This is a genomic window from Pseudomonas putida (assembly GCF_016406145.1).
Classification (GTDB): Bacteria; Pseudomonadota; Gammaproteobacteria; order Pseudomonadales; family Pseudomonadaceae; genus Aquipseudomonas; species Aquipseudomonas putida_E.
The window spans coordinates 4,298,431-4,320,580 of record NZ_CP066306.1; the positions used below are offsets into that span (position 1 = coordinate 4,298,431).

20 protein-coding genes are annotated in these 22,150 nt (G+C 61.2%); 11 read left to right on the top strand and 9 right to left on the bottom strand.

The window, feature by feature from the left end; genetic code table 11:
• Window positions 1-27 precede the first annotated feature (27 nt).
• Window positions 28-888 (top strand): DUF6279 family lipoprotein, encoded by an 861-nt coding sequence (locus JET17_RS19625; RefSeq protein WP_012315689.1) that lies wholly within the window; start codon window positions 28-30, stop codon window positions 886-888.
• Between the two features lie 33 nt (window positions 889-921).
• Here the strand turns inward: JET17_RS19625 and aceK are convergent, their stop codons facing one another.
• Window positions 922-2,631, bottom strand: a complete 1,710-nt coding sequence (aceK, locus tag JET17_RS19630) for a bifunctional isocitrate dehydrogenase kinase/phosphatase (RefSeq protein ID WP_012315690.1) — start codon at window positions 2,629-2,631, stop codon at window positions 922-924.
• Window positions 2,632-2,780: 149 nt separating this feature from the next.
• On the opposite strand from aceK, the gene JET17_RS19635 reads away from it, so the two are divergent.
• Window positions 2,781-3,665, top strand: coding sequence for a DMT family transporter (locus tag JET17_RS19635; protein ID WP_042112090.1), 885 nt, complete (start codon window positions 2,781-2,783; stop codon window positions 3,663-3,665).
• A gap of 101 nt (window positions 3,666-3,766) precedes the next feature.
• A complete protein-coding gene (locus JET17_RS19640) occupies window positions 3,767-4,237 on the top strand; it encodes a DUF4265 domain-containing protein (protein WP_012315692.1) in 471 nt (156 codons plus the stop codon).
• A gap of 4 nt (window positions 4,238-4,241) precedes the next feature.
• On the opposite strand, the gene JET17_RS19645 is transcribed toward JET17_RS19640, so the two are convergent.
• From JET17_RS19645 to cysK, 4 genes are all read right to left on the bottom strand, one after another.
• On the bottom strand, window positions 4,242-5,123 hold the full coding sequence (locus JET17_RS19645) for a DMT family transporter (protein ID WP_012315693.1): 882 nt from the start codon (window positions 5,121-5,123) through the stop codon (window positions 4,242-4,244).
• A gap of 114 nt (window positions 5,124-5,237) precedes the next feature.
• Window positions 5,238-5,399: a hypothetical protein gene (locus JET17_RS19650; protein WP_174142309.1), complete on the bottom strand. Its 162-nt coding sequence runs from the start codon at window positions 5,397-5,399 to the stop codon at window positions 5,238-5,240.
• A gap of 126 nt (window positions 5,400-5,525) precedes the next feature.
• Entirely contained in the window at window positions 5,526-6,461 is a 936-nt protein-coding gene (locus JET17_RS19655; protein ID WP_012315694.1) for an aspartyl/asparaginyl beta-hydroxylase domain-containing protein, read from the bottom strand.
• A 169-nt stretch (window positions 6,462-6,630) separates the two neighbouring features.
• Entirely contained in the window at window positions 6,631-7,605 is a 975-nt protein-coding gene (gene cysK / locus JET17_RS19660) for a cysteine synthase A (protein WP_012315695.1), read from the bottom strand.
• Window positions 7,606-7,737: 132 nt separating this feature from the next.
• On the opposite strand from cysK, the gene JET17_RS19665 reads away from it, so the two are divergent.
• From JET17_RS19665 to JET17_RS19675, 3 genes are all read left to right on the top strand, one after another.
• On the top strand, window positions 7,738-8,811 hold the full coding sequence (locus JET17_RS19665) for a DUF748 domain-containing protein (protein ID WP_012315696.1): 1,074 nt from the start codon (window positions 7,738-7,740) through the stop codon (window positions 8,809-8,811).
• A 131-nt stretch (window positions 8,812-8,942) separates the two neighbouring features.
• Window positions 8,943-9,788: an AAA family ATPase gene (locus tag JET17_RS19670; RefSeq protein WP_012315697.1), complete on the top strand. Its 846-nt coding sequence runs from the start codon at window positions 8,943-8,945 to the stop codon at window positions 9,786-9,788.
• Between the two features lie 12 nt (window positions 9,789-9,800).
• Entirely contained in the window at window positions 9,801-10,979 is a 1,179-nt protein-coding gene (locus tag JET17_RS19675) for a vWA domain-containing protein (RefSeq protein WP_012315698.1), read from the top strand.
• A gap of 109 nt (window positions 10,980-11,088) precedes the next feature.
• Here JET17_RS19675 and JET17_RS19680 read toward each other — a convergent pair whose 3' ends face one another.
• From JET17_RS19680 to JET17_RS19695, 4 genes are read right to left on the bottom strand one after another with little or no spacing between them, the layout of a single operon-like run.
• Window positions 11,089-12,006 carry a biotin-dependent carboxyltransferase family protein gene (locus JET17_RS19680; protein WP_012315699.1) on the bottom strand — a complete coding sequence of 306 codons (918 nt, stop codon included), beginning with the start codon at window positions 12,004-12,006 and terminating at the stop codon, window positions 11,089-11,091.
• Window positions 12,003-12,698 carry a 5-oxoprolinase subunit PxpB gene (gene pxpB / locus JET17_RS19685; RefSeq protein WP_012315700.1) on the bottom strand — a complete coding sequence of 232 codons (696 nt, stop codon included), beginning with the start codon at window positions 12,696-12,698 and terminating at the stop codon, window positions 12,003-12,005. Before pxpB ends, JET17_RS19680 begins: the two co-directional genes overlap by 4 nt.
• Window positions 12,695-13,474 carry a 5-oxoprolinase subunit PxpA gene (locus JET17_RS19690; protein WP_012315701.1) on the bottom strand — a complete coding sequence of 260 codons (780 nt, stop codon included), beginning with the start codon at window positions 13,472-13,474 and terminating at the stop codon, window positions 12,695-12,697. Before JET17_RS19690 ends, pxpB begins: the two co-directional genes overlap by 4 nt.
• 9 nt (window positions 13,475-13,483) lie before the next feature.
• Window positions 13,484-14,770 (bottom strand): MFS transporter, encoded by a 1,287-nt coding sequence (locus JET17_RS19695; RefSeq protein WP_012315702.1) that lies wholly within the window; start codon window positions 14,768-14,770, stop codon window positions 13,484-13,486.
• Window positions 14,771-14,899: 129 nt separating this feature from the next.
• Here JET17_RS19695 and JET17_RS19700 point away from each other — a divergent pair, with 129 nt between their 5' ends.
• The 5 genes from JET17_RS19700 to JET17_RS19720 all read left to right on the top strand — a co-directional run bounded on the left by JET17_RS19700 (window position 14,900) and on the right by JET17_RS19720 (window position 22,117).
• On the top strand, window positions 14,900-15,811 hold the full coding sequence (locus JET17_RS19700) for a LysR family transcriptional regulator (RefSeq protein ID WP_012315703.1): 912 nt from the start codon (window positions 14,900-14,902) through the stop codon (window positions 15,809-15,811).
• A gap of 325 nt (window positions 15,812-16,136) precedes the next feature.
• Window positions 16,137-16,748 (top strand): DcrB-related protein, encoded by a 612-nt coding sequence (locus JET17_RS19705; protein ID WP_012315704.1) that lies wholly within the window; start codon window positions 16,137-16,139, stop codon window positions 16,746-16,748.
• 5 nt (window positions 16,749-16,753) lie between these two features.
• The gene (locus tag JET17_RS19710) at window positions 16,754-20,914 is read left to right on the top strand and encodes an RHS repeat-associated core domain-containing protein (protein ID WP_012315705.1); all 4,161 of its coding nucleotides are present in this window, start codon (window positions 16,754-16,756) and stop codon (window positions 20,912-20,914) included.
• Window positions 20,908-21,384: a hypothetical protein gene (locus JET17_RS19715; RefSeq protein WP_042111659.1), complete on the top strand. Its 477-nt coding sequence runs from the start codon at window positions 20,908-20,910 to the stop codon at window positions 21,382-21,384. Before JET17_RS19710 ends, JET17_RS19715 begins: the two co-directional genes overlap by 7 nt.
• Window positions 21,385-21,652: 268 nt before the next feature.
• The gene (locus tag JET17_RS19720; protein WP_012315706.1) at window positions 21,653-22,117 is read left to right on the top strand and encodes a hypothetical protein; all 465 of its coding nucleotides are present in this window, start codon (window positions 21,653-21,655) and stop codon (window positions 22,115-22,117) included.
• Window positions 22,118-22,150 lie beyond the last annotated feature (33 nt).

A 22,150-nucleotide genomic window follows, 5' to 3' on the forward strand; every position in this document is an offset into this window, starting at 1 on the left:
GGCCAGCCATCTGCAAGGGATCAGCACATGTTTCTACGCCTGTCCAAAGCCCTGATCATCGCCACGGCATTTGCGCTGGCACTGGTGGCCTGCAGCCGTATAGACCTGGCCTACCGCAACCTCGACCGGCTGGTCCCGTGGTCGCTGGACGACTACCTGGCCATGAACCGTGACCAGAGGTCATTGCTCGACGAACGGCTCAAGCAGCACCTGGCCTGGCATTGCACGACCGAACTGCCTGGGTACCTCGACTGGCTCGACCGGGTACGCAGCATGGTCGCCGAGGGGCAAGTGACCGACCAGGCGCTGCAACAGCGCATGAACGAAGCCCGCCAGGCGATCGGTCGCGTTGCAGAAGCCATCACCCCGTCGGCCGCCGAGCTGCTGCGCGGCATGAGCGATGCCCAGGTCGCGCAGATGGGCGAAGCTTTTCGTGAAGACATCAGTGAACGGCAAGAGAAATACGTCGATACCCCCCTATCCAAACAGGTCGCCCGACGCGCCGAGCGTATGGAAAAACGCCTGACACCCTGGTTCGGGGAACTCACCGCAGCACAACGCCAGCGCGTGCAAACCTGGGCACAGGCGCTGGGCGACCAGAACCGCCAGTGGATCGCCAACCGTGCGCACTGGCAACAACAGCTGATGCTGGCCATGAACCAGCGCAGCGACGCAAGCTTCGAACCGCGCCTGGCGCAATTGCTGCAGCGCAAGGAAAGCCTGTGGACTGCGCAATACCGCGCTGCCTTTGAGAACAGCGAGCAGCAGACACGCAGCCTGTTGATCGACCTGCTGCAACAGAACAGCCCGGCCCAGCGGCAGTATCTTCAGCAACGCCTGGCCAAGGTGCGTACCGACTTCAGTGAGCTCAAGTGTCTTAAGGGATAGGCAGGTCAATCGGTATCCGCCCGATAACCCGCCTCAGCGCCCTTTGCGCCGATACGGGAACACATCGATCACCTTGCCTTCGCGGATAGATGCCTGCAGCCCCTTCCAGTAATCCGCGTCATACAGCTCCCCATGCAGCCTGCTGAATAAACGCCGCTGGCCCATATCGGCAAACAGAAACGGCGGGAACTCCTCCGGGAATACATCGTGCGGCCCAATCGAATACCACGGCTCCCCCGACATCTCGTCCTCCGGGTAGCGCGGCGGTGGGATATGGCGAAAATTCACCTCGGTCAGGTAGCTGATCTCGTCATAGTCGTAGAACACCACACGACCATGGCGGGTAACCCCGAAGTTCTTCAGCAGCATGTCGCCTGGAAAGATGTTCGCTGCGGCCAGCTGCTTGATGGCCAGGCCATAATCCTCCAGCGCTTCGAGTACCTGGCCTTCGCTGGCCTGCTCCAGGTACAGATTGAGCGGGATCATGCGCCGTTCGGTCCAGCAATGGCGGACCAGCACCGTATCGCCTTCCACAGCCACGGTGGACGGCGCCACCTCCAGCAGCTCGGCCAGGCACTCAGGCTCGAACTTGCCCCGGGGGAAACGAAAGTCGGCGAACTCCTGGGTATCGGCCATTCGCCCAACCCGGTCGACACTCTTCACCAGGCGGTACTTGTCGATCACCGTGGCACGGTCGACCGTCTTGGACGGCGAAAAGCGGTCCTTGATGATCTTGAATACGGTATTGAAGCCCGGCAGGGTGAACACACTCATGACCATGCCGCGCACACCGGGTGCCATGATGAAACGGTCGTCGGTACTGGCCAAGTGGTTGATCAGCGCACGATAGAACTCCGACTTGCCGTGCTTGTAGAACCCGATCGAGGTGTACAGCTCGGCAATGTGCTTGCCCGGCAGTATGCGCTTGAGGAAATTGACGAACTCGGCCGGCACCGGCACGTCGACCATGAAATACGAACGGGTGAAGGAGAAGATGATCGAGACCTCGGCCTCATCGGTGATCAGCGCATCCGCCTCGATGCCATGGCCCTCGCGGTGCAGCAGCGGGATCACCAGGGGCCACTGCTCATCGCTGTTGTACAGCCGGCCCACCAGGTAAGCGCCCTTGTTGCGGTACAGCACCGGCACGAACAGCTCCACGGCCAGGGCCGGGTCCTTGCACACCCAGTCCGGCAGGCAGTCACGCAGTTGCTCTTCAAGGCGTGACAGGTCGCTCTCAAGGTCACCGTAGTCGAACGCATAGTCGCGGAAGATAGCCCGCACCAGGCCCTTGAGGCTGCCATCGGGCATATAGGTGCGGGTCTGAGCAGCGCGCTCGTGGCTGCGTATCGACGGCCGGGTGGTGTGGATGAACATGCAGCCATCGCTGATCTGATCATGGCTGAACAGGCTGCAGAACAAAGAATTGTACCAGGTCTCCGCCAGTTCATCGTCCAGCCGCGGGTCGATCAGGCGTATATAGGCACTTTTCACCAACGGCCACTGTTCGACCTCCAGCAGCACCTCCTCATCGAACCCGTCCCGCAACCAGCCGTTGACCTCACCGACCTTCTGCTCATAGAGGTTGATCCGCGCCGCCGCTGCGCGCTGGATGTCCTGCCAGCGCGCCTGCTCGAAGCGCTCTCGGGCGCCCAGGGTGATGCGGCGAAAGTGTTCGCGGTAGTCGTCGAAGCCATCGAGGATCATCCGGGCGATTTCGCCGGCCGGCCAGTGCTGGGTCATGCAGGACACCTCGGTGCGGGGTGAGATAGACAGCTTAGTCGCCTGGGCAACTTTGCGGAGCTTCTACCGGCTTACACCGCAAGAAAGGACAAGAACCGCCCGTGCGCCATCGCGTACACTCGCGCCCTGCCCTGTACCCGGAGACCACCGTGAGCCCCATCGCCCTGACCCGCCTGCTGACCCTTGCCGCCGTCTGGGGGGCGAGCTTTCTGTTCATGCGCATCATCGCCCCCGAGCTGGGCACCGTGCCCACCGCCTTCTTTCGCGTGTCCATCGCCTGCCTCGGCCTGATCGCCATACTCGCCGCAGCGCGCGTACGCTGGAATTTCGAGGGCAAACTCGGCGCTTGCCTGGTCCTGGGCATGATCAACTCAGGGATCCCCGCCACCTTCTATTCGGTGGCAGCTCAGGTACTGCCAGCGGGCTATTCGGCGATCTTCAACGCCACCACGCCGCTGATGGGGGTGCTGATCGGCGCACTGTTCTTCCGCGAGACCATGACCCTGCCCAAGTTGTGCGGCATCTTCCTTGGACTGTTCGGTGTCGGCATTCTCAGTGGCGCGGGCCCGGTGGCGCTGGACATGGCACTGCTGCAAGGCGCCCTGGCCTGCCTGGCGGCAACCACCTGCTATGGCTTCGCAGGCTTTCTGGCGCGGCGCTGGATCAGCGGCCTGGACAGCCGCCTCTCGGCGCTGGGCAGCATGCTCGGCGCCACGCTGATGATGACGCCACTGTTCGCCTGGAGTGCGCTGACCCAGCCGCCTGCCAGCTGGGGCGGCTGGCAGGTGTGGCTGTCGCTGCTGGGCCTGGGCCTTGTGTGCACGGCCTTCGCCTATATCCTGTACTTCCGCCTGCTGGCCGAGATTGGCCCGGTCAAGGCCAGTACCGTGACCTTCTTGATTCCGGTCTTCGGTGTGCTGTGGGGCGCGTGGCTGCTGGACGAATCGCTGTCGATGGGCCATCTCTATGGCGGCCTGCTGATCGCTGCCGCGCTGTGGCTCGTACTCAAGCCCGCGCGCCGCGCTCAGGCCTGATACAGCACTCTGTAGGAGCCGGCTTGCCGGCGATAGGGCCAGTACAGACAACAACGCCAAAGGGCATTACGATAAGCAGCCCTCACGACACGTAACGCCCCATGCCCCCCGAGCAAACCGCAGCCTACAAGATCGTGCTCTGGCGCCTGGAGCAGGATGCCCAAGGCTACCCACCCGCATCGGTCGAAGGCCTCTGGGCAAAACGTACCGCGGCTGGCTACCAGGTCGACAGCCTCCCCTTCTATGCCTACGGCATCGCACCCGGCGACACCATCAGCATCAGCGAAGAGGGCGAGCAATCCTGGTTCGAAGGCTTGCTGCACAGTGGCGGCGCTTCGGTATTTCGCGTTCTTGTGAAGGCAGGCGGTGATCTGGAACAGGTTCGTGCGGCACTCGAAGATTTCGGCTGCCCCAACGAAGTCGAAAAAGCGGTCAGGATGCTGGCCGTCGAAGTCCCGCCTTCGCGCTCACTCGACACCCTGCTCTACTACCTGCTGACGCAGCGCGAAGCCGGCACCCTGGACTTCGAGGAAGGCGTGCTGCGCCACGCCATCCCCGAAGAGTTTCGCTGACGGTCTATGCTTGGGCCATGCGCCTGGCAGGCTTGCTGAACACGAACAGCAAACCGACCACAATCAGCCCCATTCCCAGCAGGCTGAGCGGTGCCAGGCGATTACCAAATATCAGGAAGTCCATCACCGCAGTCACCGCCGGCACCAGGTAGAACAGGCTGGTGACGTTGACCAGATTACCTTTGGCGATCAGGCGGTACAGCAGCATGGTCGCCAGCAGCGAAACCACCAGCCCCATCCACAGCAGCGCACCAATGAAACTGCCGCTCCATGCAACGTGCAGCGGCTGCAGCGGCGCGAACACAGCACACATGGCAAACCCCGCCAGATACTGCAGGCCCAGCGTGCCCATGGGGTTGTCGGTGATGCGTTTTTGCAGGATCGAGCCAAAGGTCATGCTGCCCAGCGCCAGCAAGGCAAACAGCATCCCGGCCAGCGACACTCCGCCGAGGTTGATACCCTGATAGACCACCATCACCAGCCCGCCGAGCCCCAGGCCCAGACCGAAGAGCCGGCGCCAGGAGCGCTGGCGCTCCATCAGCACCACAGTGAGGATCGGTTGTACTCCCATCACCGTGGCCATCACGCCGGGGGTCACGTGGGTATTGAGCGCCAGCAGGTAGAAGATCTGGTAGGCACCGAGCAACACGCAGCCGGTGCCAAGGGCTCGCAACATCGTCCCACGTGTGCGCGGCCAGCGCAGGCCCAGCAACGGGCCGATCAGCAGCAACCCGGCGAGTGCCAGCGCTGAGCGCAGCAGCAGGAAAGCAAACGGGCTGGCATGGGCCAGGCCAAGTTTGGAGACGATGGCGCCACTGCTCCACAGCAGGACGAACAGGCTGGTAGTGGCCGCCGAGGCCACGGATGCTTTGGAAATGACAGACATGCATGCACCTGTATTCGGGCAGATAAGCCGAACGGTGGGCGTGAACTTCAGTTACGGAAGCCGCCGACCGTATTCAGTAGGTTGCGCGTGTGACGGGATGCGGCTAAAGGCCGGTCAGCCCGGCACAACCACGCAGCGAGGCGGAGCTACGCCGCCTACAACGCCACTGACAGGTGGTGGGTAATGACTGATCATGGCCGGCTGCTGGCTGCCACGCACGGCCCCGCCCGCGACTGGCGCGATGGCAAAGCTTGCGGTGGACAGGATGGCAGGCATGAGCAGGTCTTCGGGGAGGTGACTGCCCTGAAATATAGCGGTGAATCAGGGCCAGGACAATAGCTGGCTTCTGTGATGCCTGTTGGGCCCTGTCGCCGGCGATAGGGCCCTGCAGGCACCGAAACTTCAGAACAACCAGCGATACAGCAGGTACGCCACAGCCACCGCCAGCACCGGCCGCAGGATGCGGTAGGCCTTGGGGTTGGCACGCTTGAACTGCTTCACGCGGGTGCTGACCCTGTTGCTGAAGCGCTTGCTCCAGGCATACGCCTGGTTGATCCCGCCCACGCGCTCGTCATCGGTGTTCTGCGGTGCAGTGGCGCGGCCCAGGAAGGCGCTTACCTTGCGGTTGATGCGGGCCATCAGCGGGTTGCTGAGCGGGCGTTCGATGTCGCAGAACAGGATCACACGGGTGACGTCGGTTTCGTTCTTGACCCAGTGCACGTAGGTCTCGTCGAACATCACGTCCTCGCCATCACGCCAGGCGTAGGCCTGGCCGTCCACGTAGATGCGGCAGTCGTCGGAGTTCGGCGTAGACAACCCCAAGTGATAGCGCAGCGAGCCGGCGAAGGGGTCGCGGTGCGGGTTGAGATGGCTGCCGCCGGGCAGCAGGGCGAACATCGCGCCTTTGACGTTGGGGATGGCGCTGACCAGCTCGACGGTCTTCGGGCACAGCGCCTCGGCCGACGGCAGCGGTTTGTCGTACCACTTCAGGTAGAAACGCTTCCAGCCCTTCTTGAAGAACGACCCGAAGCCTGCGTCGTTGTCTTTTTCGGCGGCGCGGATGTAACCCTCGTCGAACAGGCGCATGGCCTCTTCGCGGATCACCTGCCAGTTGTCCTTGAGCACGTCCAGTTCAGGGAAGCGCTGGCGGTCCAGGTACGGCTTGGACGGAACACCGGAGAAAAAGTACATCAGGCTGTTGTAGGGTGCGAACAGCGCCGAATGGTTGACGAACTGGCGCAGTACTGGCAGACGCGCCTTGCCGCGCAAGTGGACGAACAGCACGCTGCCGAAAAAAACCAGCAGGACACCTGCCTTGGCGACAAAGGAAAAGGTCATGCAACACTCCTTGGAAAGGGAGCAGGCCAGCGCTGCCTGCCCCCAGAAAAATCATCCTGCCATCATAAACCCATCACGCCCCGGTAAAAACAACCAGGGCGGGAACTCACTCATGAAGATTTTGCAATAAACCCGAGCGCAGGGGCAGCTGCAAGCTTGAAGCTTGCCCTTACTGCTGATTCTCCTGCTCGCTGAACATGTCGGCGAACAGCATGCTCGACAGGTAGCGCTCGCCGGAGTCGGGCAGGATAACGACGATGGTCTTGCCCTGCATCTCCGGCTTTTCCGCCAGCCGCACCGCAGCCGCCATCGCCGCGCCGCAGGAAATGCCGCAAAGAATGCCCTCTTCCTGCATCAGGCGGATGGCCATCGCCTTGGCCTCTTCATCGGTCACGGTCTCGACCTGGTCGACAATCGACAGGTCAAGGTTCTTCGGCACAAAGCCGGCGCCGATGCCCTGGATCTTGTGCGGGCTGGGCTTGAGCTCCTCACCGGCCAGGGTCTGGCTGATCAGCGGCGAGGCCACAGGCTCGACCGCCACCGAGAGGATCGACTTGCCCTGGGTGTGCTTGATATAGCGCGACACGCCGGTAATGGTGCCACCGGTGCCGACACCGGCCACCAGCACGTCGACCGCACCGTCGGTGTCGTTCCAGATTTCCGGGCCGGTGGTCTTTTCATGAATGGCCGGGTTGGCCGGATTGTCGAACTGGCCTGGCAGGAAGTACTGCGCCGGGTCCGAGGCAACGATCTCGTTGGCCTTCTCGATCGCGCCTTTCATGCCCTTGGCCGGCTCGGTCAATACCAGCTCGGCGCCCAGGGCCTTCAGCACCTTGCGACGCTCCAGGCTCATCGAGGCCGGCATGGTCAGGACCAGTTTGTAGCCACGGGCAGCGGCGACGAAGGCCAGGCCAATGCCGGTGTTGCCCGAGGTCGGCTCGACGATGGTCATGCCAGGTTTGAGCTTGCCGCTGCCCTCGGCGTCCCAGACCATGCTCGCGCCGATGCGGCACTTGACCGAGTACCCAGGGTTGCGCCCTTCGATCTTGGCCAGGATGGTCACACCGCGCGGGGCGATGCGGTTGATCTGCACCAGCGGCGTATTGCCGATGGAATGGGCGTTGTCTGCGTAGATACGGCTCATGGCAGGGTCCTTGGCATGAAGTGGCGGGGAAAGACTTAAAGGGTAAGCCTGCCCCGTTGGCCCGTAAAGCCCGTTCGAACTCGCGCGGGCGGCGTGCGGTCAACCGCACAACCCGCCTTGGAGATCACTGCGATGAAAGCCCGTTATCGCTGGCCACTGGTCGGCCTGGCCAGCCTGGTCGTGCTGTTGGTGGCCCTGCACCTGGCGCTGCCTTACCTGGTGCGCGACTACCTCAATGACAAGCTGGCGGATATGGGTGAGTACCGTGGCCAGGTCACGGACGTGGAACTGGCCTGGTGGCGCGGGGCCTACCAGATCAACGGGCTGAAGATCGTAAAGACCAGCGGCAAAGTCCCGGTGCCGCTGCTCGATGCGCCACTGATCGACCTGTCGGTGAGCTGGCACGCGCTGTGGTATGACCATGCCGTGGTGGCCGAAGTCACCTTTGTGCGCCCGGTGCTCAACTTCGTCGATGGCGGCAACAAACAGGCCTCGCAGACCGGTCAAGGCACAGATTGGCGCCAGCAACTGGAAAAACTGCTGCCTATCACTCTCAACGATGTGCGCATCAATGACGGCACGCTGACCTTTCACAACTTCAACTCCAAGCCGCCGGTCGACCTCAAGGCCACCCGGCTCGACGCCAATATCCGCAACCTGACCAACGTACGTGACGAAAAAGGCCGGCGCGACGCCAGTTTTGAAGCCAAGGCCCTGCTGTTGGGCGACGCCAGGGTGGAGAGCCGCGCGACCTTCGACCCGTTCAGCGACTTCGATGATTTCGAATTCCGGCTGCGCGCAACCGGCATGGAGCTGCGCAGGCTGAACGACTTCGCCAGTGCCTATGGCAAGTTCGACTTCAATGCCGGGCACGGCGATGTGGTGATCGAGGCCCAGGCGGAAAACGGCCGGCTCAATGGCTACATCAAGCCGTTGCTGCGCGACGTTGACGTGTTCAATTGGCAGCAGGACATCGAGGACAAGAACAAGGGCTTTTTCCGCTCGGTGTGGGAAGCGCTGGTCGGGGCCAGCGAAACGGTGCTGAAGAACCAGCCGAAAAACCAGTTCGCCACCCGCGTGGAACTCAGCGGCAGCGTGCACCAACAGAACATCAGCGCCTTCGAGGCGTTTTTGCAAATTTTGCGCAACGGGTTTGTCCAGGCGTTCAATGCACGCTATGAGCAGCCTGCGCCTGATTCCGACTGAATAGGCGTGACGAGCCATTCAGGGACTGAATACCCGGTCTGCGTTTGCAGCCGCCTGGGGCCGGGGTATAGTCGCTGACAACAAATGACGACATGCCGTACCTGTACTGGCCCCCGCAGAGGACACTCCCGATGAAGTTCGAAGGCACCCGCGACTACGTAGCCACAGACGACCTGAAACTGGCGGTCAACGCGGCCATCACCCTCGAACGCCCACTGCTGGTCAAGGGTGAGCCAGGCACCGGCAAGACCATGCTTGCCGAACAGCTGGCCGCCTCCTTCGGCGCCCGCCTGATCACCTGGCACATCAAATCCACCACCAAGGCCCACCAGGGCCTCTACGAGTACGATGCGGTGAGCCGCCTGCGCGACTCCCAGCTGGGCACTGAAAAAGTCCACGATGTGCGCAACTACCTGAAAAAGGGCAAGCTCTGGGAAGCCTTCGAGGCCGAGGAGCGGGTAATCCTGCTGATCGACGAGATCGACAAGGCCGACATCGAGTTCCCCAACGACCTGTTGCAGGAACTCGACAAGATGGAGTTCTACGTCTACGAAATCGACGAGACCATCAAGGCCAAGCAACGCCCGATCATCATCATCACCTCGAACAATGAAAAAGAACTGCCCGACGCGTTCCTGCGCCGTTGCTTCTTCCACTACATCGCCTTCCCGGACCGCGACACCCTGCAGCAGATCGTCGATGTGCACTACCCCAACATCAAGCAATCGCTGGTCAGCGAAGCGCTTGACGTGTTCTTCGACGTGCGCAAGGTGCCGGGCCTGAAGAAAAAGCCCTCCACCAGCGAGCTGGTCGACTGGCTCAAGCTGTTGATGGCCGACAACATCGGCGAAGCGGTATTGCGCGAACGCGACCCGACCAAGGCGATTCCGCCGCTGGCCGGCGCCCTGGTGAAGAATGAGCAGGACGTTCAACTGCTCGAACGCCTGGCCTTCATGAGCCGGCGCGGCAACCGCTGACAGGAGCCGGCCATGCTGCTCAACCTGTTCAACGAAATGCGTGCGGCCAAGGTGCCGGTATCGGTTCGCGAACTGCTCGACCTGCTCAACGCCTTGCAACAGCGCGTGGTGTTCGCCGACATGGACGAGTTCTACTACCTGGCACGGGCCATCCTGGTGAAGGACGAGCGCCATTTCGACAAGTTCGACCGGGCTTTCTCGGCCTACTTCAAAGGCCTGGAAAACCTCGACCGGCACCTCGAAGCGCTGATCCCCGAAGACTGGCTGCGCAAGGAGTTCGAGCGCTCGCTGACGGATGAGGAACGTGCACAGATCCAGTCACTGGGCGGCCTGGACAAACTGATCGAGGAGTTCAAGAAACGCCTGGAAGAGCAAAAAGAACGCCACGCCGGTGGCAACAAGTGGATCGGCACCGGCGGTACCAGCCCATTCGGCTCTGGCGGTTTCAACCCTGAAGGCATCCGCGTGGGCGACGCCGGCAAACGTCAGGGCAAGGCGGTAAAGGTCTGGGACCAGCGCGAGTACAAGAACCTCGACGATCAGGTCGAGCTGGGCACGCGCAACATCAAGCTGGCACTACGCCGGCTGCGCAAGTTCGCCCGCGAAGGCGCCGCCGAAGAGCTGGACATCGACGGCACCATTGACCATACCGCACGTGACGCCGGGCTGCTGAACATCCAGATGCGCCCCGAACGGCGCAACACGGTCAAGCTGCTGTTGCTGTTCGACATCGGCGGCTCGATGGATGCCCATGTCAAAGTCTGCGAAGAGCTGTTCTCGGCCTGCAAGACCGAGTTCAAGCACCTGGAGTACTACTACTTCCACAACTTCGTTTATGAATCGGTGTGGAAGAACAACCTGCGGCGTACTTCGGAGCGCTTCTCCACATTCGACCTGCTGCACAAATACGGCGATGACTACAAGGTGGTGTTTGTCGGTGACGCGGCCATGGCGCCCTACGAGATCACCCAGCCCGGTGGCAGTGTGGAGCACTGGAACGAAGAGGCCGGGTATGTGTGGATGCAGCGCTTCATGGAGAAATTCAAGAAGATCATCTGGATCAATCCGTATCCGAAACAGGCCTGGGATTACACGGCATCGACACACCTGGTGCGTGACCTGATCGAGGACAAGATGTATCCGCTGACCTTGCAAGGGTTGGAGGATGGGATGCGGTATCTGTCCAAGTAGTTTGGCCTGTTCCGGCCCTATCGCCGGCAAGCCCCTCAGATACACCTCAGCATTTGAGCCTTGTGGGGTACCTGCGGGAGCCGGCTTGCCGGCGATAGGGCCGGTAGCGTCACCGCCAACCGTTAAGGCAAGCCTGCTGCTCCCGCCAAGCCTCTTCCTGCACCACCGCCCTGAACCGCACCGCCGCCCCCGGCATGCACTGGGCCAGCTGCGCCAACGCCAACGGCGTCAACGCCCCCAGCCGCGGATAGCCACCGATGGTCTGCCGGTCATTGAGCAGCACGATCGGCTGCCCGTCCGGGGGCACCTGTACCGCCCCTAACGCAATACCCTCCGAAATCATCGGCGCGCCCTGATAAACAAGCTGCGGCCCGAGCAAACGAATGCCCATGCGGTCGCCACGGCTGTCCAGCGTCCAGTCACGGTTGAACGCCTCGAACAGGCTCATACCGCTGAAATCACCGATCTGCGCGCCCATGACCAGATCGAGCACGGGCTTTTGCCGATAACAGGGCCGCAGCACCTCTGGCACTTCGCGCAGGGCCGGCTGCGTGCCGGCAAACGCCAACAATTGCCCTTTGCCCAGCGCGGCCCCTCGCCCATCGATACCGCCCAGCTCTTCACGCACAACAGTAGCGCAGCTCCCCAGCACGGCTTCACCTTGAAACCCGCCCGGCGCCGCAAGATAAGCACGTACGCCCTGCTTCGGTTGCTTCAAGGTCAGCCGCTGGCCCTTGGCCAAGGCAAAGCTGCGCCAGGGGGCCAGCGGCTGGTCATCGACACGAGCATCCAGGTCGGCACCGGCCAGGGCGAGTACGCAATCCTGCTCAGCCACTACCGTGAAGCCGCCCAGCGCCACCTCGACCACCGGCGCGCCCAACGGGTTGCCCAGCAGCCAGTTGGCCCAATTCATCGCCACCCAATCCAGCGCACCGCCCTGGGTCACCCCCAGGTGCCGCACACCAAAGCGCCCGGCATCCTGCAACTGGCACAAGGCGGTGCTGGCTTCGATCTTCAGTTGCGTCATGCCTGTGCCTCCAACGGGCTGTCGTCACCACCCAATGCCAGGAACTCGGCATGGGACACCGCCACGAAGCGCACCCGATCGCCCGGCTGCAGCAGGCTGTAGCCTTCACGCTCGCGGTCGAACAGGCGAACCGGGGTACGCCCTATGAGGTTCCAGCCGCCAGGTGACACGGCGGGATAGGCCGCTGTCTGGCGCTCGGCAATGCCGACACTGCCGGGCGCCACGCGCTTGCGCGGAGTGCTCAGCCGCGGGGATGCCAGGCGTTCGTCCACCAGCCCCATGAAACCGAACCCCGGAGCGAAGCCAAGGGCGAACACCGGGTACTCGCGCTCGCTGTGCAGGCGGATCACCTCTTGCTCGCTCAAGCCGCTGCGTGCGGCCAGCAGCGGCAGCTCAGGGCCGACACTGGCGTCGTACCACACAGCAATCTCGTGCCGGCGACCGCTGGTGCCCGCGTCTGGCTGCAGCCCCTCCAGCGCCTGGTCGATCAACGCCCTCGCCTGCTCTGGCGGCATATCGAACTGCACCATCAGCGTGGTGTAGGACGGCACCAGGTCCACCAGGTGCTCACCGAAGGCGGCACTCAAACGGTGGCTCGCGGCGAGCAGCCACGGCATGTTGGCCTCGTCGATCCGGTCGAACAGGCGCACCATCAGGCTGTCGATCGCAACCACTTCGATACGCAGCTTCATGCCGGCCCCAGCGCATCGAGGGCCTGGCGGATCTGCCGCACCGCCGCCACCGAGCTGTCATTGTCACCGTGCACGCACAGGGTACTGGCGTGCAGGCGCAAGGCGCTGCCATTGTCGGCCACCAGCGTTTCACCACGGGCCAGGCGCAAGGCCTGCTCGACCACCAGGGCCGAATCGTGATGAACCGCACCCGGTAGGCGCCGCGACAGCAAATGGCCGCTGGCGGTATATGCGCGGTCGGCGAACGCTTCAAACCACAGCGGCACGCCAACCTCGTCACCCAAGGCTTGTGCTGCGCTGTCGTCGGCAGTGGCCATGAGCATCAAGGGCAAGCCGGCGTCATACGCCGCCACGGCTTCGAGCACGGCACGCAGCTTGAGCGGGTCGGCCATCATGTCGTTGTACAGCGCGCCGTGAGGCTTGATGTAGGCCACTCGGCCACCCTGGACCTTGCAGATGCCGTCAAGAGCACCGATCTGATAGTGCAGCAGATCGCGAATTTCCTCGGTACTGCAGGCCATGGAGCGTCGGCCGAAGCCGACCAGGTCCGGGTACGCCGGGTGGGCGCCGATGGTCACGCCATGCTGCAGGGCCAGGGCCACGGTACGGCGCATGGTGCCAGGGTCGCCGGCATGGTAGCCGCAGGCGATGTTGGCGCAGTCGATGTAGGGCATTACCTCGGCGTCCAGGCCCATGCGCCAGCTGCCGAAGCTTTCACCCATGTCACAATTGAGTAGTAGGCGTTTCACCTGGCGTGCTCCCGTGTCGATGTTCATGTGCCTACCTTAACGCGCCTGGAGGTGTTTGCCGCGGGTTTCCGGCAGGCTCAAGGCTGCCAGAATCACCACACCGTACGACACCGCGGCGAACCCGCCAATGCCCAGCCCCAGCGGCACCTTCTGACCAAGCAGGCCGATCAGCAAGGGGAACATCGCGGCGATGACCTTGCCGATGTTGTAGCAGAACCCCTGCCCCGAGCCACGGATGCGAGTGGGGAACAGCTCGGTGAGGAAGGCCCCCATACCGCTGAAGATGCCCGAGGCGAAAAAGCCCAGCGGGAACCCCAGCCACAGCATCACGCCATCGCTGACCGGCATCTGGGTGTACAGCAGCACGATGATGAACGAGCCCACAGCGAACAGGATGAAGTTCTTCTTGCGCCCCAGAATGTCAGACAGGTAAGCGCTGACGACGTAGCCGATGTAGGAGCCGACGATCACCATGGCCAGGTAGCCACCGGTACCCAGCACGCTCAAGCCGCGCTCGTTCTTGAGGAAGGTCGGCAGCCACGAGGTGATGGCGTAGTAGCCCCCCAGCGCACCGGTGGTCAGCAGCGACGCACGTATTGTGGTCCAGAGCATGCCGGGGGCGAAGATCTCGTAGAACTGCGAGGGCGCCTCGGCGCTCTCCACTGCCTTGGCCTGGCGATACACCTCAGGGTCTTTGACCAGGCGCCGGACGAAAATCACGAAAATGGCCGGTACCAGCCCCAGCAGGAACAGCGCGCGCCACGCCTGCTCCGCCGGTAGCCAGGAGAACAGCAGCGCATAAAGGATCGCCGTCAGGCCCCAGCCGATGGCCCAGCCGGACTGCACCATGCCCACCGCCTTGCCACGGTCCTGGGCGCGGATCACCTCACCGATCAGCACCGCGCCGGCGGTCCATTCGCCGCCAAAGCCAAAGCCCATAAGGGTCCGGGCGAGCAGCAACTGTTCGTAGTTCTGGGCGAAGCCGCAGAGGAAGGTGAAAAAGGCGAACCACAGCACCGTCAGTTGCAAGGTGCGCACGCGACCAATGCGGTCGGAGAGGATGCCGGCGACCCAGCCGCCGATGGCCGAGGCAATCAGGGTGCTGGTGTGGATCAGCCCGGCTTCGGTCGTGGTGATGCCCCACAGCATGATCAGCGTGGGGATGACAAAGCTGAGCATCTGCGTGTCCATGCCGTCCAGGCCATAGCCGATCTTGCAGCTCCAGAACGTACGCCGTTGCTGGGAGTCGATGTCGCGGTACCAGGCGAACGGCCCGGTCGAAGGTGGGGATTGCACCTGTTGCTGCACGCCGCTTGGGTTCATGCTTGCCTCGGCTTGTTGGTATTGTTTTATGGGCGACGTCTGGCGTCGCGGCCTGTGCGTCATGTTCAGAGCCCGCAGCGCCCGAGTCCAACGAGAAAAACCGCCGGTCTGGAACAAGAAAAACTGATCATGAACCTACGCTTCCTCGAAACTTTCGTCTGGGTCGCCCGGCTCAAGAGCTTCCGCCTCACCGCCGAGAAACTTTTCACCACCCAGGCGTCGGTCTCCAGCCGCATTGCGGCACTGGAAGCCGACCTGGGCGTCAAGCTGCTGCTGCGCGATTCACGCGGCGTCAGCCTGACCCCGGAGGGCAGCAAGGTGCTGGAGTATGCCGAGCGCATGCTCGACACCGCCAAGGCCATGAAACAGTCGCTGGACAGCGACCGGGCCAAGGTCGGGCGCATCCGGCTTGGCGTGATGGACACCGTGATCCACACCTGGATGAGCGCGCTGGTGGCCGAGCTGAGCGAACGCTACCCGCAGGTGGAAATCGAGCTGGTGGCTGATACTGCATTGAACTTGCGCGAACAGCTGCAAAAAGGCTTTCTCGACGTGATCCTGCAAACCGACCTGCTGCGCGAACAGTCGATCCGCAGCCTGGACCTGGCGCGCTACCCGATGGGCTGGGTGGTGGCGGCCGGCTCAGCCCAACACCGCGACTACGCCTCGCTGGCCGAGCTTGGGCGTGAGCGGATCGTCACGTTCTCGAAGAACTCACGGCCGCACCAGGAAGTGCTAAGCCTGTTGCAAGCCGCAGGGGCCGAAACCCCGCGGCTCAACTGCGTGAACTCGGTGGCGGCGATCACACGGCTGTTGCGCGACGGCTTCGGCATTGGTGCGCTGCCGCCCGCGCTGGTGGACGCCGAACTGAGCCGGGGCGAACTGGTGCTGCTCGAAGGCTTGCAGCCGCCGCCGAGCCTGGAACTGGTGGTGGCCTGGCAGACCGGGGTGACGCTGGTGGATGAGGTAGTCGGGGTGTGCCGGCAGGTACTGAAGCGCTATGCGCGCGATGTGGGTGGGCAGCGGATTGTGTTGGTTTGAACAGCATCACGTGCGGTGATTCATCCTACAGACCCTTCTGAATTTCGCCCTCCCCCCTCCCCTATCGTGATGGGCACAACATCGCTTGAACCGTAGCAAATGCGGCAATCCGACCTCACGCAACTTCCATGAAAGCGGCGATTTTGCTGGGTGCCCGTGCGTTGACAGCCCAGTCTCCCCAGGTATTTACTTTCCCCCGTTTCAAGGCCAGAGCACGGAGCACCGCATTGACGGGCTGGCCATACTGTCAGGGAGATAAGTCTGATATGAGTATTGCAAGACTGCGCATGGCCGTGTCGGCACCGTCGAACAAGGGCGGTAGGCCATGATTAAAGGGAACATCTACGACCGCCTCTCACAAAGGCGCGAAGCCGCTCAAGCACTCGCCAAGGAAGAAGCGGAACGACAGGCCGCCGCTGAAGCGGCCTTGCAAGCGGCAACACTTGCAGAGCTCGCCCAACCTTTGCCGCTGGTAGCCGATCACAACGAACTGCACGCTGCCGGGTTGCGCCTGGTCATGCCGCAAGGCCTGAACCTCCACGAGTCCATAACCACGCTGCAACTCGGGCCGCACCAGGTCACCCTGGCTGCGAAACGCCAAAGCGTTGCACAAGGGCAAACACTCGACCATCTGCTTGAACAGCATCTGGCAGAGGCGCGTCAGCGCCATACGGAACTCACCCTTATCCGCAAGCACCCCTGCACCTTGGCGGGGCACGACGCGATCAATCTCGACTACCGCTTCACCAATGGCCCTGAGGCCCGCCACTGTCGAGCGGTGATGATTCTGGTGCCTGAACGTGTTGGCCAGGAAGCGCAGGCGCTCACGCTCACCACCGTCGTCGACCCCGATCAAGAGCCCTTGGCCAACTGGTTGATCACCTTCGATGCCATGCTGGCCAACATCACCAGCGCGCCAGCCGTTGCCCGGGGGTAGTTGCCATGTTCGAAGCAGCACGCTGGGGCGACGACATCGAGCACACCTCAGCCCTCACAGGGTTCCTTGCCGGCGCGGTTGCAGGACTGGCGCTGGTTGCAGCCGCATCGTTCATGGTCTGTACGGGCGGGCTGGGTGGTTTTCTGCTGCTCATGGTCGTTGGCCTGGGCGCCAGCGCCCTGCCCGGCCTGGGCGAGGATTTCGGTTCGACCTTTGGCTCACCCACAGGGCAGATCGAGCAGCCCGGTTGTTCCCCGAACGTTTTCATCAACGGCCGCAACGCTGCGCATGTCACCGAAAGTACCGCCGTGTGCGAGCAGCACCCAGCCCCCGTCCAGGTTGCCGAGGGGTCCAGCAACGTGTTCATCAATGGCGTCGCGGCGGCGCGCAAGGGTGACAAGCTGACCTGTGGCGCCAGCATCGCAGCCGGGTCGAACAACGTGTTCATCGGCGGCGGCACGCAGCGCTACCTCAAGGTCAGTGAAGAAGTGCCGGACGAGCTGCGCGTCACCGTCGATGTGCTGATGGTCGTGGCCTCCATGGGCCGCTCAGTGTTCAACGTCGCGACCATGGGCCTGCAAGCAGGCCTCAAGGCCGCAGGCCCCTGCGCCTTGCAGGTTGGGTTGACCATCGCCGGCAGCTACCTGGCAGGCCGCTACCTGATTGGCCCTGCCGTGGAAAGGGCCATCGCTGGTTTTGTCGGCAACCCGGTTGACCTCACCCGCGGGCGCAAGGTACTGGCCGACGAAACCGATTTCGTCATCCCCGGCCTCATGCCCATCGAGTGGTCACGTTTCTACGCCAGCGACCTCGATACCGGCAGCGTGCTCGGGCGCGGCTGGACCTTGCCCTGGGAGCAGAGCCTGCGCCGCAATGGGTGCTTCGTGTACCTCAAGGACAACCAAGGGCGCAGTGTTCCTTTCGCCGATGTCGAGCCGGGCGAGCGCATCTACAACCCACACGAGCAGTTGACGCTGGTGCGCACCCTGGGTGGCCATTACATCCTGCAGACGCTCGACAACCTGTTTTTCTACTTCGGCGAAGTACCCAACGACAACCAGGAAGTGCCCCTGCAGCGCCTGGAAAACGCGTTGGGCCACTACCTGCACTTCACCCACAACGCCGACGGCTGCCTCACCGACATCAGCGCACCAGGCGGCATACGGCTGCACCTGCACTATGAGGCCCCCTTTGGCCGACTGGCCTCGGTCAAGCGCATCATTGCCGACGCAGCCGTCGAGACCTTGGTGCGTTATCGCTACGACGACAAGGGGCAGCTCGCCCAGGTGACCAACCGCAACGGCGATACCACCCGCACGTTTGCCTACACCGACGGCCTGATGTGCCACCACACCAATGCCCTTGGCCTGATCAGCGAGTACCTCTGGCAAGTCATCGATGGCCAACCCCGGGTGGTCAAACATTCGACCACCGACGGCGAACACTTCCATTTGCGCTACGACTTCGCTCAACGCACCAGTTGGGCAACCGATGTGCTTGGCCGTGAGCTGGAGATTCACTACAACGAAGACAACCGCGTCATCGCCAGCCGGGATTTCGGTGGCGAACGTTACGCGATCGACTTCGATACATACGGCAACATCATCGGGTTAGCCTTGCCGGATGGCAATCGCCTCGCGCTCAAGTACGACGACTTCGGCAGGCTGGTCGAGGAAACCGACCCACTTGGCCGCAAGATCAGCTACAAGCACTACCGCGCCACACCACTGGTGACTGAAACCCGCTTCCCGAATGGCAGCGTGTGGAAAGCCCGCTACGACGACAAAGGCAACCTGCTCGCCGATATCGACCCGCTTGGCAACAAGACCGAGTACCTCAACAGCGACGACGGTCTGCCGCACACGATCATCGATGCCAACTTCAAGTCCAGGTATCTATGGTGGAACGCTTACGCCCAGGTCGAGCGCTTCGAGGACTGTTCGGGCAAGAGCACCTATTACCGCTACGACGAACGCCAGCACCTGATTGCCGTCACCGACGCGCTGAACAACACCACCACGCTGGAGCGCAAACCTGATGGCGAAGTGCTGCGCATCAATCACCCGGACGGCACGGCAGAATCCTTCACCTACAACACCCTTGGCCAAGTGCTGACGCACACCGACGGTAAAGGCCAGACCACGCGCCTGCAGCGCACCTCGCGTGGCTTGCCGAGCAGCCGTCAGGATGCCAAAGGCGAATGGATCCGCTATGAGTACGACAAGGCTCTGCGCCTGACGGCGCTGGTCAACGAGAACAGCTCAGCCTATCGCTTTGCCTACGATGCCTCGGACCGCTTGATTGAAGAAGTGCGGGTCGACAACCTGACCCGACGCTTCAGCTATGACGCAGGCGGCCATCTGATCCGGCTCGATGAGATTGGATACGGTGAGAATGGCGAGCGCCCGGAGCGCAATACGCTGTTCGAGCGCGATGCGATTGGCCGGCTGATGGCCAAACTCAACCGTGATGCCCGTCAGGATTATGCATACGACGAGGTCGACCGGTTAGTGAGCATTCAGCGCCGTCCGACCGGTATCGGCAAGCAACTCGGCATCGCCGAGGAAAAGCTGGAGTACACCTACGACCTGCTGGGGCGCCTGACCCAGGAACTCACACCGCAAGGTGCGCTGGGTTATGAATACGACCCTCTCAGCAACCTGACCACGCTGACCCTGCCGGATGGGCGCAAGGTCAACCACCTGTACTACGGTAGCGGTCACCTGCACCAGTTGAACCTGGACGGCCAAGTCATCAGCGACATGGAGCGCGACGACCTGCACCGCGAGGTGTACCGCACCCAGGGCAAGCTCACCAGTTGTTTCGGTTACGACGCCATGGGGCGCAAGGCGTGGCAGTTTGCTTCGACATTGCCCGCTGACAAGCTCTCGCAGGTTCATAACCCCGGTATCAACACCTCACTGTTGGTGGAGCACGCCTACAACCCGATTCACCGTCGCTACCAGTACGATCCGGCGGGGGAACTGGTACGCACGCTGGACAAGCTGCGCGGTGAGACCAAGTACGAGTACGAAGCCAACGGCCAGTTGCACAGCCGCGATACCGGGTCGTTGGTAGGCAGTGAAGAATTCCGCTATGACCCGGCAGCAAACCGGCTGGACTTCAACGCGCGGCAGTTTGAGAAGGTCAAGGACAACCGCATCAAGCGCTGGCAAAACCAAGAGTACCGCTACGACCCATGGGGCAACCTGATAGAGAAAAGCTCGGGGCACAGCAAGCTGCAGAGCTTTAGCTATGACTGCGAGAACCGGCTGGTGCGTGCTGAGACAGTGGTCGACGGCAAGCTGGAAAGTACGGGCGCTTATCGCTATGACAGCCTGGGCCGACGAGTGGCCAAAACCGCTGAAATCCAAGGCGCGACGGAGCAGAAGCATTTCCTCTGGCAAGGGTTGAGGATGCTGCGTGAGGAGACGCCGGGGCAGAGCATTTTGTATCTCTACGAGCCGGGGAGCTATGCGCCGTTGGCGCGGGTTGATCAGGTGGAGGGTGAGGCCCACAAGGTCTACTACTTCCATACCGATCAGATTGGAACGCCCTTGGAGTTGAGCAATAGCGAGGGTGAGATCGTTTGGCAGGCGACCTATCGCTCATGGGGTGCGATCGAGCATTTGGCCGTCAATGACGTCGAACAGCATTTGCGGTTTCAAGGGCAGTACTCTGATTCAGAGACGGGACTACACTACAATACGTTCCGATTCTATGCTCCTGAATTGGGCCGTTTCATTTCTCAGGATCCAATAGGATTGGATGGAGGTTTCAACCTCTACCGCTATGCTCCAAATCCAACTGGCTGGACTGATCCCAGGGGCTGGGAGTGCTGGAGCACTGCGCGAAAAAATTATTGGAAAGCAGAAGCAAAAGCACCAACACAAACATACTCCCCTGCCAACCTTGCTCGAATGGCGGAAGGTAAGGCTCCCCGGATAACGGTTGAAGTGATTTCTCGCAAGACTGATAAGATCTCCATCAAGGAATATAGTCTAGAGCTTCATCACAATGCCATTCCTCAGAGGGTAGGTGGTGATGGCGTTCATGAGTCACCGAATATATTGGCGCTTACGCCATGGGAGCATGAGACCGTAGATCAGTTTAGACACGTCGGCGCAGACTTGATTAGAGTTATCAAAGGAGTAGATGTATGGTGACCATAGACAAAAGCGCCGCTGAGCAGGTTGTGTGCTCGGTTGAGTATCAGAAAACTCTTGAAGAGCTGGTTCAGGCCCGCAATATTAAAGTTGAGTCTGGCTACACTGAAGTTTTTGCGAAGTTAGATTCTTCGAAAATGGCCAGGGCAAATCTAGGGGCGCAAGAGATTTTAAGCTTTCTCAGCGCCAGTTGCTTAGAGATTGCCCAGTACTCCATTGATAAGCTTTCTGCGCTTTCGGGGGAGGAGGACGAGGAATATCCTGGAGGGGCGGAGCCGCCAAGTGACGAGAAAGCCAAAACTCTGTCGGCCGGCAACTACTCTCAAGGCTTCCTATTGACCAATCTTATTGAATACATGCTTGCTAACAAAGGGCAAGAGCAATTACTGGATTACTTGAAAGTATCTAGAGTGCCCAAGGCGAAGCAGTATGCGAGACTGATAACTGACCTTATGCGTCTTAAAAGCTAGATGATTTGTGCGAGTGTCGGGTAGGTATTGATGCGACGCTAATATGCATTCCAGGATTTCTGGAGCGTATGAATATTGCAAAATATGGTGTGTTAGCCTGATCTTCGATCTAAAGCTTTTTGATCTTTAAAAGTCCGGTTCAGCACACGAGGCATTTAAACGCCTCACCTCAAAATCTGGATGCGCTGACACCATGGAAACACGAAGTAGTGGACCCGTTCAGGCATGCTGGAAGTGATTTGATCCGGATCATAAGAGGGCTTGATGTATGGTAAGTGCCGATAACGTTCGTAATTGGGTGGATGCTGATGTCTACGTAAATTTGCTGGCGGGCGTGTCTAAAACTTTACGCCTGCCAATAAATACAGGAGCAATTCCTGATGTAATCCTCCAACACGACGCCAATAAATTCAATGCCGCAAATTTAGAACCTGCGGATTTGGATGTTATTGCGTCCGACACTGAGATGACTCGGAAATATGTAAGTGCAAAACTTCAGGCTCTAGGGGGCAGTGCGGATGAGCAAGAGGGTAGAAATCCAGAGGATGAGGATGATGTAGTTATAAAGGTGCATCCATTCTACCCGAACTTTCTAAATATTTATCTGATTGAGCTGCACTTTTTGAGCTTCAACCCTACCGGGCTTGAAAGCTATCTTAAGGCTGTCAGAATTCCTGGAGCAAAAAAATATGCCGCGCAACTAAGCAGGATGTATGCCGCAATCGCACGGTAATGTATATTGACTGAATTGCTGCCTCATACAGCT

What these genes read in the sequence shown, in the direction of transcription:
- aceK (WP_012315690.1), bottom strand. Translation starts at nt 2,631, where the DNA reads ATGACCCAGCACTGGCCGGCCGGCGAAATCGCCCGGATGATCCTCGAT.
- JET17_RS19670 (WP_012315697.1), top strand. Translation starts at nt 8,943, where the DNA reads ATGAAGTTCGAAGGCACCCGCGACTACGTAGCCACAGACGACCTGAAA.
- JET17_RS19710 (WP_012315705.1), top strand. Translation starts at nt 16,754, where the DNA reads ATGTTCGAAGCAGCACGCTGGGGCGACGACATCGAGCACACCTCAGCC.
- cysK (WP_012315695.1), bottom strand. Translation starts at nt 7,605, where the DNA reads ATGAGCCGTATCTACGCAGACAACGCCCATTCCATCGGCAATACGCCG.
- JET17_RS19655 (WP_012315694.1), bottom strand. Translation starts at nt 6,461, where the DNA reads ATGACCTTTTCCTTTGTCGCCAAGGCAGGTGTCCTGCTGGTTTTTTTC.
- JET17_RS19690 (WP_012315701.1), bottom strand. Translation starts at nt 13,474, where the DNA reads ATGAACATCGACACGGGAGCACGCCAGGTGAAACGCCTACTACTCAAT.
- JET17_RS19695 (WP_012315702.1), bottom strand. Translation starts at nt 14,770, where the DNA reads ATGAACCCAAGCGGCGTGCAGCAACAGGTGCAATCCCCACCTTCGACC.
- JET17_RS19715 (WP_042111659.1), top strand. Translation starts at nt 20,908, where the DNA reads ATGGTGACCATAGACAAAAGCGCCGCTGAGCAGGTTGTGTGCTCGGTT.
- JET17_RS19665 (WP_012315696.1), top strand. Translation starts at nt 7,738, where the DNA reads ATGAAAGCCCGTTATCGCTGGCCACTGGTCGGCCTGGCCAGCCTGGTC.
- JET17_RS19675 (WP_012315698.1), top strand. Translation starts at nt 9,801, where the DNA reads ATGCTGCTCAACCTGTTCAACGAAATGCGTGCGGCCAAGGTGCCGGTA.
- JET17_RS19705 (WP_012315704.1), top strand. Translation starts at nt 16,137, where the DNA reads ATGATTAAAGGGAACATCTACGACCGCCTCTCACAAAGGCGCGAAGCC.
- JET17_RS19700 (WP_012315703.1), top strand. Translation starts at nt 14,900, where the DNA reads ATGAACCTACGCTTCCTCGAAACTTTCGTCTGGGTCGCCCGGCTCAAG.
- JET17_RS19680 (WP_012315699.1), bottom strand. Translation starts at nt 12,006, where the DNA reads ATGACGCAACTGAAGATCGAAGCCAGCACCGCCTTGTGCCAGTTGCAG.
- JET17_RS19625 (WP_012315689.1), top strand. Translation starts at nt 28, where the DNA reads ATGTTTCTACGCCTGTCCAAAGCCCTGATCATCGCCACGGCATTTGCG.
- JET17_RS19640 (WP_012315692.1), top strand. Translation starts at nt 3,767, where the DNA reads ATGCCCCCCGAGCAAACCGCAGCCTACAAGATCGTGCTCTGGCGCCTG.
- JET17_RS19645 (WP_012315693.1), bottom strand. Translation starts at nt 5,123, where the DNA reads ATGTCTGTCATTTCCAAAGCATCCGTGGCCTCGGCGGCCACTACCAGC.
- JET17_RS19720 (WP_012315706.1), top strand. Translation starts at nt 21,653, where the DNA reads ATGGTAAGTGCCGATAACGTTCGTAATTGGGTGGATGCTGATGTCTAC.
- pxpB (WP_012315700.1), bottom strand. Translation starts at nt 12,698, where the DNA reads ATGAAGCTGCGTATCGAAGTGGTTGCGATCGACAGCCTGATGGTGCGC.
- JET17_RS19650 (WP_174142309.1), bottom strand. Translation starts at nt 5,399, where the DNA reads ATGCCTGCCATCCTGTCCACCGCAAGCTTTGCCATCGCGCCAGTCGCG.